Genomic DNA, 13,066 nt, shown 5'->3' on the forward strand with positions numbered 1-13,066 from the left:
AGGGTTGAACATGATCAAAGACAAATATGCGGATCGCATTAGCAGAACGTTCGCCAAGTACCCCGATAAGCGGTCAGCGGTGATGCCCCTGCTGTATATCGTGCAGGAAGAATACGGCTGGATTACGCCCGAAGGCGTGGTCGAAGTCGCGGAACTGTGCGACCTTGACCCGACGCAGGTCAAGTCGATTGCTGGCTTCTACACGATGTACTCCGAAAAGCCCAAGGGCAAGTACTGGCTGCAGGTCTGCACTGACCTCGCCTGTGCGCTGCGCGGCGCGGATGAATTCCATGCGCAGCTTAAAAGCTACCTGAAGGTCGAAGAGGGCGGCACGACGGATGACGGGCTGTTCACCGTCGAACACGTGATGTGCCTCGCCGCGTGCGACAAAGCGCCGATGATGCAGTGCAATTTCCATTTCTATGAAAATCTGGATATGGAAAAGATGAAAGTCCTGCTCGAACAATGGCGGAATGAAGTCAACGCCGCCGTGAGTCAGAAATAGGGGACAGTATGCCGAATATCATTTACCGCGAAAAAGACGTTCCCAACATTCATCAGTTTGATGTCTACATCCAGAACGGTGGCTACGAGGGTCTGAAGAAGGCGCTCACGCAGAAGCCCGCCGATGTGATCAACGAAGTGAAGGCGTCCAATTTGCGCGGTCGCGGCGGCGCGGGCTTCCCGACCGGGACAAAGTGGAGCTTCATCCCGCAGAGCGAACCCGTCAAGTATGTCGTCGTCAACGCGGACGAAAGCGAAACCGGGACGTTCAAGGATCGGCAGATCATCGAGAATAACCCGCACCAACTGATCGAAGGCGCGCTGATCGCCGCCTACGCGATTCAGGCGAAAGCGGTCTACATCTACCTGCGCGGCGAGTTCTGGGATCTCGCGCATCAGCTCGATGATCGCATCGCCGAAGCCGTCAAAGGCAATATGTGCGGCGACAACATCAACGGCTCGGGCTGGTCGTGCATGGTCTACACGCACCTCGGCGCGGGCGCGTACATCTGCGGTGAAGAGAGCGCGCTGCTCGAAAGCCTCGAAGGCAAGCTCGGTCAGCCGCGCGTGCGTCCGCCGTTCCCCGCGAACAAGGGCGGCGGTCTGTACGGCGAACCCACCGTCATCAACAACGTGGAAACGCTCACGAACGTGCCGTGGATCATCGTCAACGGCGCGGCGGCCTACAAGGCCATCAACGGCAACGAACAGAGCCCCGGCACGAAGATTTTCTGCCTGAGCGGTCACGTCAACAAGCCCGGCAACTATGAACTGCCGCTCGGCGTGACGTTCCGCGAGCTGATTTTCGAACATGGCGGCGGCATCCCCAACGGCAAACAGATCAAGGCGATTCTGCCCTCGGGTGGTTCGGGGCCGATTCTGCGCGCAACCGACGAAGTGCTTGACTGCAAATTGACCTACGAAGATGTCGTCAAAGTCGGCTCGATCCTCGGGTCGGCGTCGGTCATCGTCATGGACGAAGACACCGACATTACGTGGATCGCGTCGAAGGCCATCAAGTTCTTCAAGCACGAAAGCTGCGGCAAGTGCACGCCGTGCCGTGAAGGCACGTACTGGATCGACAAGGTGGTCGACCGCATTCTGAGCGGCCAGGGCAAGCCCAGTGATGTGGATCTGATCGCCAATATCGCCAAGAACATGCAGGGTGTGACGCTGTGCGCGCTCGGCGACTTCGCGGCGAACCCGATCATCCACACGATCAAGAACTTCCCGGAAGACTTCAAGAAGCACGTGGATGTCAAGGCGCCCGAACCGGCGGCGGCCAAGCCAGCGGCGAAACCCGCGGCGGCAGCGGGGGCGGCACGGGGTAAAGCCGCGGCCCCGGCGCAGGGTGGAGATTAGCGCGTGACGGACGAGACGCCGCAGCAGCCGGAAGGCGAAGTGGACGGCGACGAAACGCTGCTGTTCCGTCCGCCCTTCATCGAAGACGAGGATGAGGTCGAAACCGAGACGCTCCCCTTTGAAGATGAGACGGCGCTGATGGCAGAACCCCGTGCAGAGACCGCGCCCGTCGCGGCGGCGCCCGTGATTGAGCCAGAGGCCGAATGGGTCGCTCCGCCGATCACCGTGGAGCCACCCGCCGAACCCGCGATTGACTTCTGGACGCTGCTCCTGCGCCCGAAACACGCGGCGGCGCTCCGCATCGACGGGTTGGGGCAGGCCATTGAACGCAGCCCGAACGTCCCGGCGAATTACGTGCTGCGCGGTGAGCTGTACCTCACGCTGAAGCGGTACGCGGATGCGGAAATGGATTTTCGGCGCGCGCTGGATCTCGCGGCGGCGCAGGTGGAAAGTCAGGATTGGGGCGTGGTCGCGCAGGTGATGCAGGACCGCGCCCTTGCAGGTTTGAAACAAAGCCGCGCACGGCGGTGATCTTCTGGTCGTAGGGGCGCACGGCCGTGCGCCCCTACACAGACAAATTTAGCCGTTAGCGGATTTTACGCAGTATAATCAAGCCCTCTTTTGGAGAGGAACGATGGCAAATACGGTCAAAATCTACATCGACGATCAGGCTTACGAAGTCCCGGCGGGGACGAATCTGGTCGATGCCGCCAAATGGATCGGCAACGACATCCCCGTGTTTTGCTACCACCCCAAGATGAAGCCCGTCGGCATGTGCCGTATGTGCCTTGTCGAAATGGGGTCGATTGAAAAAGATCGCGCCACCGGGGCGGTCATGTTGGACGACAAAGGCAACCCGAAGATTCGCTGGATGCCTAAACTGCAAACCGCCTGCACGACCAGCGTCAGCGATGGGTTGGTGATCCGCACCAACACCCCGCAGGTCGATCAGGCGCGCGAAAATGTGGTGGAATTCCTGCTCACCAGCCACCCGCTCGATTGTCCGATCTGCGACAAGGGCGGCGAATGCCCGCTGCAAAACCTCACGATGGCGCACGGGCCGCAGGGCAGCCGCATGGTCTTCGAGGACAAGAAGCACCTCGACAAGCATGTGCCGCTCGGCGATCTGATTTATCTGGACGAAGAACGCTGCATCCAGTGCGCGCGCTGCATCCGCTTCCAGGGCGAAGTGGTCGGCGATGACGTGCTGGCGTTCCACGAACGCGGGCGTTCGCTCCAGATCATCACCGTGAGCGACCCCGGCTTTGATACGTACTTCTCCGGCAATACGACCGACATTTGCCCGGTCGGCGCGCTGACCACCGCGGATTTCCGCTTCGGCGCGCGTCCGTGGGAATTGACGGGCGTCCCGACGGTCTGCCCGCACTGCCCGGTCGGCTGCGATATGACCGCCAGCACGCGCCTTGACCGCGACTTCGACGGTCGCGCGATGATCAAGCGCGTCATGCCGCGGCAGAACGAGAACGTCAACGAAATCTGGATTTGCGATAAGGGGCGTTTCGGCCACCATTTCACACGCAGCGCCGACCGCCTGATGAAACCGCTGGTCAACGGCAAGCCCGTCGATAACTGGGTCGAAGCCCTGAACGCCGCCGCCAACGCCATCAATGGCGCGAACGGCGATGTCGCGGCGATTGCTGGCCCCGGCCTGACGAATGAAGATGCGTTCGCGCTGGCGCAGTTGATCGGCGCGAAGGGCAACAACAAGCTTGGCGCGTGGGTGCAGCCGTATACGGGCATGGATCTGGTCGCACAGGTGGGTGTGGGCAAGGGCACGAACCTCGGCCAGCTCGGCAAGGGCGACGCCGTGCTGATTATCGCCAGCGATATTGAAGAAGAAGCGCCCGTGTGGCGTTTGCGCCTCAAGCAAGCGCACGATCGCGGCGCGTGGATTTCGGTCGCGAACGCCCGGCACACGCGCATGGCCGACTTCGCGAGCTGTGTCGACAGCTTCCCGGTCGGCGGCGCGGCGGCGTGGATGAACGATTTGATCAACCACGAAGTTGGTGCCCACCTGGCTGGCATGAACAACCTGATCATTGTGGCGGGCGCCGAAGGCTTGGATGTGGCGGGGCATCGCGCGCTGATGCAGGCGGCGGCCAATTTCCTCATCCAGACCGGGCACGTCGGCAAGCCGCAGAATGGTCTGATGGCGACCTTCCCCGGCGCGAATGCGATGGGGCTGCACTACATGGGCTTCTCGACTGAAGAAACGCTCGACATCATCGCCAACCCGCCGAAGGTGCTCATCCTCGCGGACGCGGATGTGTACGCGGATGATCCCAATGCGGCGGCGTGGCTGAGCAAGGTGCAAACGGTCATTTCGCTGAGCCTGTTCGCCGACGAAGCGGCGCAGAAGGCGGCGGTCGCGCTGCCCATCCAGAGCTTTGCGGAACGCGACGGCACGTTTACCAACGGCGAACGCCGCGTGCAGCGCTTCTACACGGCGCAAGGCCCGATGGGCGCGGCGCTCCCGCTGTGGCAGATCGCTTCGCGCATTGGCGAGAAGCTGGGCGTGATGAAGACCAAGACCTCGGCGGCGGCAGTCATGCTGGAAATCACGCAGACGGTCGGCGCATTCGCCGGAGCACGGTACTCCGAACTGGCGAAGGTCGACCGTCAGTTCCCCGAAGTCGGCGGTGACGACCTGTACTACGGCGGCACGGCCTACAAGAACAGCGGCGGCCTCGGCGTGCAGATCGAAGCGGCGGCGGATGGCGGCGCGGCGGCGGAGTATGGTACGGTCAACGTGCCCGCGGCGGTCAGCGGCGATCTCGTCGTCATTCCGACGGTCAGCCTGTACAACCGGGCGCGTGTGTTCCGTCCGAGCGAAGCCGAACTCATGGCTCCGCGCATCCCGGCACCGTTCGCGGAAATCAACGCGGCGGATGCGGGCAAACTGGGCATTAGCGATGGCGACCGGATCGCCATCGACGTCGCCGGGAAGGTCATTGAAGTCGAAGCGCGCGTTAACGGCAGCGCCCCGCAGGGCGCCATCCTGCTGCCGCGCAACCTGGCGACGGGAGTCGCCGCGCCGCTCGTCCCGGCGGTTGGTCAGGTAAGGGAATTGGTGAGATAACCCATGGCTCAAACTGTTACTGCCCCTGAGAATCAGAGTCGGCGCATTCCGCGTTGGCTGATCATCGTCGGCCTGGTGGTGATCGTCGGGATTGTGGCGCTGGTGCTGCTCGCGCCGACGCTCTACAGCCTCGGCGACTCGGCGCTGCAAGGCTACTTTAACCCGTATGGTGTCGACCCGTCCCTGATCCGCGAGTGCTACGGTGAAAATGGCGGCGGCTGCCCGACCGTCCATTCCATCGCTTTCTCGCTGATCTTCCTGATCGTCATGCTCACCGGGTTCGCCTACACCACGCTGTTGGAACGCAAGTTCATCGCGTGGTTCCAGCAGCGTTCCGGCCCCAACCGCGTTGGGCCGGGCGGCTTCCTGCAGCCCGCGGCGGACGGCGTGAAGCTGATCTTCAAAGAAGATATCATCCCGTCGGGCGCGGATAAGCCGGTGTACTACCTCGCGCCGATCCTCAAGACGGTGCCCGCGCTGATCGTGCTGGCTGTTATTCCGCTGGGTCCGAAGCTGCTGATCCCGTGGTTTGACGGTCTGTGGTATCGCGTGCCGCTCGGTTTGACCGATGTCAACGTGGGTATCCTGTGGCTGCTGGCGATCACCTCGCTCGGAACCTACGGCGTGGTGCTGGCGGGCTGGTCGAGCAATAACAAGTACGCCATGCTCGGCGGTCTGCGCGCCTCGGCGCAGATGTTGAGCTATGAACTCTGCCTCGGTCTGACGATGGCCGTGCCGATTTTGCTGGTCGGCAGCATGAGCCTCGGCGACATCATCGAGAGCCAGACGTACATCTGGCAGTGGTATGCCTTCCAGAACCCGCTGGCGATGGCCATCCTGATGATCGCGCTGCTCGCGGAAATCACGCGCTCGCCGTTTGACCTGCCGGAAGCGGAACAGGAACTCACGCAAGGGTTCATGACCGAATACAGCGGTATGAAGTTCGCCATGTTCATGATGGCGGAATACCTCGGCATGATCTCGGTGAGCATCATCGTGGCATCGCTCTACCTCGGCGGCTACAACGACGGTTTCGGCCTCGTGCAGAACCTGCCGTTCCTCGGCCCGGTCGTGCTGATCGGCAAGGTCATCCTGTTCCTGATCGGCATGGTGTGGGTGCGCGCGACGCTCCCCCGTATCCGCTATGACCGCCTGATGGCGCTCGGCTGGAAAGTCCTGCTGCCGTTGGCGCTGGTCGCGGTGCTGTGGACGACGGTCGCGGTGCTGCTCGGCGACATCTTCGGTGACCCGATTGCTTACGGCATCGCCGGGCTGGTCTTCTTCGTAGTGGTCATCGGTGGGTCGCTGTGGGCGCTCAATCGCTCCGGTGAATTCACGAACGATGACGCCAACGCGATGGAGAATGACCCGGTCGTGACGGGCGAACGCGGCGGCATCGGCTATATGGCGCTGCAGGTGCTCGGCGGCATCATTGCGGTGCCGTTCGTGCTGCTCAAGGCGACGATTGGCGCCCTGGACAGCTTGGCCAAGCTTGCGCCGGACGATTCTAAGAAGTAAACAGGCGGGGCGCACTTCCTGACCCCACCCCCGACCCCTCCCCGAATTCGGGGAGGGGCGCCAACACACTCACCGGGGGCAAGCTCGTAGGGACGCGATTTATCGCGTCCGCTGGCAACGGATGTCAGAGATGGCGACCGAAGCAGTCGGTATGGAGACTCAAGTTTAAGGGATACGCTGGATGAACATAATTCGCGGTTTTGCGACGACGTTCAAGCATTTACTGGAAGAACCGGTCACCGTGCAGTACCCGGAACAGCAGAAGCCGTTCCGTGAACGCTACAAGGGCCGTCATCACCTGCGCCGCTACGAAAACGGCCTGGAGAAGTGCATCGGCTGCGCGCTGTGCGCCGCGGCTTGCCCGGCAGACGCCATTTGGGTGGAAGCGGCGGAAAACACCGACGACAACCGCCACAGCCCCGGCGAACGCTACGCCAAGACGTACGAAATCAACATGATTCGCTGCATCTTCTGCGGCTACTGTGAAGACGCGTGTCCCACGCAGGCGATTCAGCTCGGTCACGAGCATGAGCTGTCCTTCACCAACCGCAAGGACGCGATCTTCGTCAAAGACATGCTGATTGATCCCGTACCGCCCGGCGGGCAGGACACACCGCAGCAGGTTGAACCGGGTAAGTTCGACCGTCCGATCCCGGACATGCCGAACCCGAAGTAAGCAGCTTAGCAAAGCACCTCGAACAGGGGTGCTTTTTGTGTACAACAACCAGCAGTGGTGGCGACAGCACCACCGGACAAAGGCGAACTGGGACCCGCTGGAAGGGCTGTTTTTCGGCGTGGTCAGTAAATGTTGCAGTTCGGCAACGTGGTCGTCTAAAATTTTGAACTATGCGGGGGTTTGTGTTAAACTGCACAAGCCAAGATAAGCGCCCAACAGGGAAATCAAGATGCTAGAGCTTATAATCATTTTGGTAATGGGTTTAGCCATTGCTTCTGCGGCGGCGATGCTCCTCACCAGCAATGCTGTGCACAGCGCCCTATTCCTGATCGTCACGATGATGTGTATCGCGTTCCTGTTCCTGACGTTGAACGCTCCGTTCCTCGCCATGATACAGATCACCGTGTACGCCGGGGCGATCATGGTCTTGTTCTTGTTCGTGATCATGCTCCTTGGCTCAGAAAAACTTGATGCCGACACCACTGAAGCGCGGGCTGACCGTCGCTACCGCTGGTTCCTCCCGCTCGCGGGGGGGCTGGGGATCGCGTTCGTCATTATGTTGGGTGGGGTCATCCTCGGTGTGATCGGCGGTCGTCCGCTGGAACGTCCGACTCCGGGGCAACCGCCGCTGCTGCGCGTGATCAATGCCGCGCCAGATGCGGGCAGCTTCGAAGTGCATGGCGCGGATGGTTCGGTGCTGGTCGAGGCGGTGGAATTCCGCGAAGCGACGGCGTTCGTCGAACTGACCGCGGGCGAAACCATGTTGATGGTGCATTTCGCCAATGACACTACGCAGGAAATCACGACCACGCTGGACACCAACACGGCTTCCAGTTTGATTGTGTATGGCGCGGGCGCGCAGCCGCAGGTGACCGTTGTCGCCGATGACCTGAGCACGGTCACGGAAGATGATGCCAGCCGCGTTGCCGTGTTCAACGCCTACAGCGAGCCGATTTCGCTGGTCGATTTCCGCTCGGAATTTGACGATAACGATACGCTCGTGGTCATCCCCGAAATTGCCTCCGGTCAGGTTTCCGGATGCGTTCTACGTCCCGGAGGGCGGCTTCGACTGGTCGTTCGTCAGCGCGGACAATCAAGCGGAACGCCTGTTCCGCATGAATGAATATGAATTTGATACCGACAACAGCGAACTGATTGTGTTCGTGGGTGAGCCGACCGTGAGCGGCGCGGAAGCGATTGTGCGCCCGGTGGCGCTGCCCATTCGCTCGGAAGCGCGTCCGGAATTCGGCGGGCCGCGCGCGATCGGGTACATGCTGTTCACCGACTTCATGCTGCCGTTCCAACTGCTCGGTCTGCTGCTCCTCGCGGCGATGATCGGCGCAATCGTGCTGACGCACCGCGAGATCGAACGCGCGAAGGGCCGCGGTCCGGGCCAGCGGCGCGTGGTCAGCCGTCCGCTCGTCAACGTGATCGCCGCGCAGGTGGGTCACGAGGTCGTCGCGCCGGCAGATGAAGCCGCGCAGCTACCGGAAAAGATGGGGGAATAAGCATGCCTATCACGATCGATACCTACGTCATTGTCAGCATGGTTTTGTTTAGTCTGGGCACGCTCGGCGTGCTCATTCGGCGCAACGCCATCCTCGTCTTCATGTCGGTGGAACTGATGTTGAACGCGACGAATCTCGCGCTGGCGTCCTTCGCCAACCAGTGGGGTTCGGAGAGCGGACACCTCTTCGTGTTCTTCATCATCACGGTGGCGGCTGCTGAAGTGGCTGTCGGCTTGGCGCTGATCGTCGCGATCTTCCGTTCGAAGAAGAGCATCAACATCGACGAACTGCATCAGATGGAAGGCTAAAAGGTAGGACTGAGCAAATACAGGACTGAGGACTGAGAAAAAGATCATGAGTAGAGACAATACTCAGTCCTCAGTCCTTCGTCCTCAGTCCTCACTCTAGGGGAAACTATGGAAAATTATCCACAGCTAGTTCCACTCATTATCCTCATTCCCGCGATTGGCGCGTTCATCAACCTGTTCTGGGGCTACCGGATGGGGGAGAAGGGCGTGGCGATTGTGGGGACGACCGCGGCGGCTCTCTCATTTGTCGTCGCCGTCCTCCTGTTCAGCTACTTGAGCGGCAGCGGCTATCAGGCGGTGATCGTCAACCCGCCGTTCCTGGATGGCTGGCTGCGCATCCCGTCAGCGGGCGTCGAAATCCCGTGGCAGATGCGTGTGGATACGCTGAGTGTGACGATGATGCTGTTTGTCACGGGGATCGGTTCGCTGATTCACGTCTACTCCATCGGCTACATGCACGGCGATCCCAAGTTCCACCGCTTCTTCACCTACCTGAACATGTTCCTTGCGTTCATGCTCATTCTGGTGACGGGCAACAACTTCCTGATGATGTTTGTCGGCTGGGAAGGTGTGGGCTTGTGCTCGTTCCTGCTCATCGGCTTCTGGTTTGACAAAGCCAAGGGCGTCGGTTGGCGCAACGGGAATGCAGCGCGTAAAGCCTTCATCCTCAACCGTGTCGGCGACTTCGGCCTGATGATGGCGCTGTTCCTGATGTTCTGGACGTTCGGCACACTCGACTACTACAAGCCCGGTGAAGTTCCCGTCATCCTCCATGCGTCGGCGGAACACAGCGAAGAAGCGGTCGTTGCTGAAGGTGAAGCTGCGGTTCCGGCGGAAGGCGAACACAGCGAAGCGGCTCCCGCGGAAGGTGATCACGCTGAAGCGGCGGTTGTCGACGGCGAACACGCCGCCGAAGCCGAACATCCGGCGGATAACTCTGCCCGCGCCACCGATGAACTCGGCGTATTCGGGCAAGCCGAGCGCATGCTCCAAGAAGGCCGCGAAGTCGATCTCGGGCCGTTCACCGTGTCGATTGAAACCATCATCACGCTGATTACGCTGTTCCTGCTGCTCGGCGCGACCGGTAAATCGGCGCAAATTCCGCTCTTCATCTGGCTGCCGGACGCGATGGCGGGTCCAACGCCGGTCTCCGCGCTCATCCATGCCGCGACGATGGTCACGGCGGGCGTGTATATGATGGTGCGCTCGAATGTGTTGTTCTACAACGCCGAACTGACCTCGTTCATTGTGACGCTCATCGGCGTCTCGACGGCGCTGGCGGCGGGCTTCATCGCCCTCGGTCAGTGGGACATCAAGAAGGTGCTGGCGTACAGCACGGTCAGCCAGCTCGGTTTCATGGTGGCGGCGGTGGGGATCGGCGCGTACGGCGCGGCGATGTTCCACCTTGTGACGCACGCGTTCTTCAAGGCGCTGTTGTTCCTCGGCAGCGGTTCGGTCATTCACGGCATGGAACACGGCCATCACCACGTGGCGCATTCCGCTCACGGGCATGATGACCACCACGACGAGCATCACGAAGAACACGAATTCGACCCGCAGGACATGCGCAACATGGGTGGCCTGTGGCGCAAGATGCCGATCACCTATTGGACATACCTGATCGGGACGCTGGCGCTGGCGGGTATCATCCCGTTTGCCGGTTTCTGGTCGAAAGACGAAATCCTCGCGGATGCGTGGGTGGTGGGTTTCCAGGACGGCGAACTCAAGGGTTTCATCGCCTTCGCCATTTTGCTGGTCGCAGCGGCTTTCACCGCTTTCTACATGTGGCGGCAGGTGACGATGGTCTTCCACGGCGACCCGCGGACTGAAGCGGCGGATCACGCGCCGGAGAGCGTGCCCACGATGACGATCCCGTTGATCGTGCTGGCGTTCTTCAGCCTCGTCGCCGGGTTCTTCAACACGCCGACGGGCTTCCTCGGCCTCGACAGCCTGTTCGGGGCGCACCGCTTCACCGACTGGCTGGCGCAATCCGTGCAGAACGCCCACGCGGGCGCTTTCCAGTTGGGCATCGCGGTCACCGCGCTCATTCTGGCGCTGGGCGCGATGGTGCTGGCTTCCCGCATCTACGGACGGAACAAGGCGGTCGTCAACAACAGCGATCCGCTGGCGCTCCGTCAGGAAACGGCGGGCATGTGGCGGTTGGCGAATGCCAAGCTCTACTGGGATGAAACCTATAATCGCCTGTTCGAACGGCCGTTTAACGCGCTCTCGCGCTTCTTCGCCGACACGCTCGACTGGGCCTTCTGGCACGACTACGTCCACGACACCGTCATCTACAAGGGCTTTAACGCCGTGGGCGAGGTGTTGAGCAAGCCGATTGACCTCGGCATCATCGATGGCGCGGTCAACGGGATGGGCCGTCTGGCAAAATGGGTGAGCGGTGGTCTGCGCGGCGTTCAGACGGGTTATGTGCGCACGTATGCCATCACGCTGCTCATCGGCGTGGTATTGGTCATCATTGTCATTCTGCTGCCGCTGCTGCAACGCGGTTAATACACCGGGGAGAATTTTTGGATGGATGCTACCGGATTTTCGCTGATAACTTTAGTGTTGTTCCTGCCGATGGTGGGTTTCACCATCCTCCTGTTCATGCGCGAAGAACAGGCCAGCCAAATTCGCTGGACGGCATTGGGTGTGAGCATCGTCACGTTTGTGGCGTCGCTCCTGTTGTGGGCGGGCTTTGACCCGAACAACCCGGGCTTGCAGATGGTGCAGCGGTGGGACTGGCTGCCCACTTATGGCATCAGTTACTACGTCGGCATTGACGGCCTGAGCCTGCTCCTCGTCATCCTGACGACCTTCATCATGCCGCTGGCAATCCTCTCGTCGTTCCGCGCGCACGTGCTGCACGAACGCGGTCGCGAGAAGCTCTACTACATGTTCATGATGCTGCTCGAATGGGCCATGATCGGCGTGTTCGTCGTGCAGGACCTGATGATTTTCTACATCTTCTGGGAAATCACGCTCGTGCCGATGTACTTCCTGATCGGCATCTGGGGTTCGGAAAAGCGCGTGTACGCGGCGGTCAAGTTCTTCCTGTACACGATGGCCGGTTCGATCCTCATGCTGCTGGCGATTCTGTACGTCGGTCTGCAAGCGAACACGTTTGCGCTGCCGGAAATCATCGCGAATGTGCAAAATGGAACGCTCGTCTTCCCCGGCGACGGTCTGTTCAGCACCCAGTCGTTCCTGTTCCTCGGCTTCCTGATCGCCTTCGCGATTAAGGTGCCGATCTGGCCGCTGCACTCGTGGCTGCCGGATGCTCACGTGCAAGCCCCAACCGCTGGCTCGGTCATTCTGGCGGGCGTGCTGCTGAAGATGGGTACGTATGGCATCGTGCGCTTCTGCCTGCCGATGTTCCCGGATGCGAGCGTGCAGTGGGCGCCCATCATCGCGACGCTCGCGGTGATCGGCATCATCTACGGCGCGTGGGTGAGTTACGCGCAGCAGGACGTCAAGAAGCTCGTTGCGTATTCCTCGGTGAGCCACCTCGGCTTCGTCGTACTCGGCATCTTCGCGCTCAACGCGCAGGGTCTGAGCGGCGCGACGCTCCAGATGGTCAACCACGGTCTGAGCACGGGCGGCTTGTTCTTGCTCGTCGGTATGCTCTATGAACGTCGTCACACCAAGGACATCAACGCCTACGGTGGCATCTGGAAAGTCATGCCCCTGCTCGGTGGGATCAGCCTGTTTGTCACGCTGTCGAGCATGGGCCTCCCCGGTCTGAACGGCTTCATTGGCGAATTCACCATCCTGATGGGGACGTTCGGCAGTGATGTGCTTGGCTTCTTCTTCGCCTTGTTCGCGACGCTCGGCGTCATTCTGGCCGCGGTCTACATGCTCTACATGTTCCAGAAGGTGTTCATGGGCGAAGTGACCAAGCCGGAAAACGAAAATCTCGAACCGCTCCACTGGCAGGAAATCGCCGTGATGATCCCGTTGATCATCGCCATTCTGTGGATCGGTTTGCAGCCCGCGCCGTTCTTCCAGACGATGGATGCCAGCGTAAATGCGCTCGTCACGCACGTGCGCGAACACTTCCCGACCGTTGCGCAGCTTCCTTAAGGGG

10 protein-coding genes and 2 pseudogenes are annotated in these 13,066 nt (G+C 60.9%); all 12 read left to right on the plus strand.

Annotated features, from left to right (window positions below):
- The first annotated feature begins 10 nt into the window (after positions 1 to 10).
- The gene (locus tag IPK17_RS31390; RefSeq protein WP_343421677.1) at positions 11 to 505 is read left to right on the plus strand and encodes an NADH-quinone oxidoreductase subunit NuoE family protein; all 495 of its coding nucleotides are present in this window, start codon (positions 11 to 13) and stop codon (positions 503 to 505) included.
- 8 nt (positions 506 to 513) lie between these two features.
- The gene (gene nuoF / locus IPK17_RS31395; RefSeq protein WP_343421678.1) at positions 514 to 1,866 is read left to right on the plus strand and encodes an NADH-quinone oxidoreductase subunit NuoF; all 1,353 of its coding nucleotides are present in this window, start codon (positions 514 to 516) and stop codon (positions 1,864 to 1,866) included.
- A gap of 3 nt (positions 1,867 to 1,869) precedes the next feature.
- On the plus strand, positions 1,870 to 2,397 hold the full coding sequence (locus tag IPK17_RS31400; protein ID WP_343421679.1) for a tetratricopeptide repeat protein: 528 nt from the start codon (positions 1,870 to 1,872) through the stop codon (positions 2,395 to 2,397).
- Positions 2,398 to 2,500: 103 nt separating this feature from the next.
- Positions 2,501 to 4,966 carry an NADH-quinone oxidoreductase subunit NuoG gene (nuoG, locus tag IPK17_RS31405; RefSeq protein WP_343421680.1) on the plus strand — a complete coding sequence of 822 codons (2,466 nt, stop codon included), beginning with the start codon at positions 2,501 to 2,503 and terminating at the stop codon, positions 4,964 to 4,966.
- Between the two features lie 3 nt (positions 4,967 to 4,969).
- Positions 4,970 to 6,484 carry an NADH-quinone oxidoreductase subunit NuoH gene (nuoH, locus tag IPK17_RS31410; protein WP_343421681.1) on the plus strand — a complete coding sequence of 505 codons (1,515 nt, stop codon included), beginning with the start codon at positions 4,970 to 4,972 and terminating at the stop codon, positions 6,482 to 6,484.
- Between the two features lie 181 nt (positions 6,485 to 6,665).
- Complete coding sequence (gene nuoI, locus IPK17_RS31415; RefSeq protein ID WP_343421682.1) at positions 6,666 to 7,160, plus strand: NADH-quinone oxidoreductase subunit NuoI; 495 nt, start codon at positions 6,666 to 6,668, stop codon at positions 7,158 to 7,160.
- A 256-nt stretch (positions 7,161 to 7,416) separates the two neighbouring features.
- Positions 7,417 to 8,283, plus strand: a complete 867-nt coding sequence (locus IPK17_RS31420) for an NADH-quinone oxidoreductase subunit J (protein ID WP_343421683.1) — start codon at positions 7,417 to 7,419, stop codon at positions 8,281 to 8,283.
- Complete coding sequence (locus IPK17_RS31425) at positions 8,276 to 8,668, plus strand: NADH-quinone oxidoreductase subunit J (protein WP_343421684.1); 393 nt, start codon at positions 8,276 to 8,278, stop codon at positions 8,666 to 8,668. The genes IPK17_RS31420 and IPK17_RS31425 overlap by 8 nt, the downstream gene beginning before the upstream one ends.
- A gap of 2 nt (positions 8,669 to 8,670) precedes the next feature.
- Positions 8,671 to 8,976 (plus strand): NADH-quinone oxidoreductase subunit NuoK, encoded by a 306-nt coding sequence (gene nuoK, locus IPK17_RS31430; RefSeq protein WP_343421685.1) that lies wholly within the window; start codon positions 8,671 to 8,673, stop codon positions 8,974 to 8,976.
- Positions 8,977 to 9,168: 192 nt separating this feature from the next.
- Positions 9,169 to 9,702, plus strand: a pseudogene (locus tag IPK17_RS41180) (proton-conducting transporter transmembrane domain-containing protein); the annotation flags it as partial.
- A gap of 345 nt (positions 9,703 to 10,047) precedes the next feature.
- Positions 10,048 to 10,662, plus strand: a pseudogene (locus tag IPK17_RS41185) (proton-conducting transporter transmembrane domain-containing protein); the annotation flags it as partial.
- An 849-nt stretch (positions 10,663 to 11,511) separates the two neighbouring features.
- Entirely contained in the window at positions 11,512 to 13,062 is a 1,551-nt protein-coding gene (locus IPK17_RS31440) for a complex I subunit 4 family protein (protein WP_343421687.1), read from the plus strand.
- The last annotated feature ends 4 nt before the right edge of the window (positions 13,063 to 13,066 follow it).

Source organism: Candidatus Flexifilum breve, assembly GCF_016713355.1.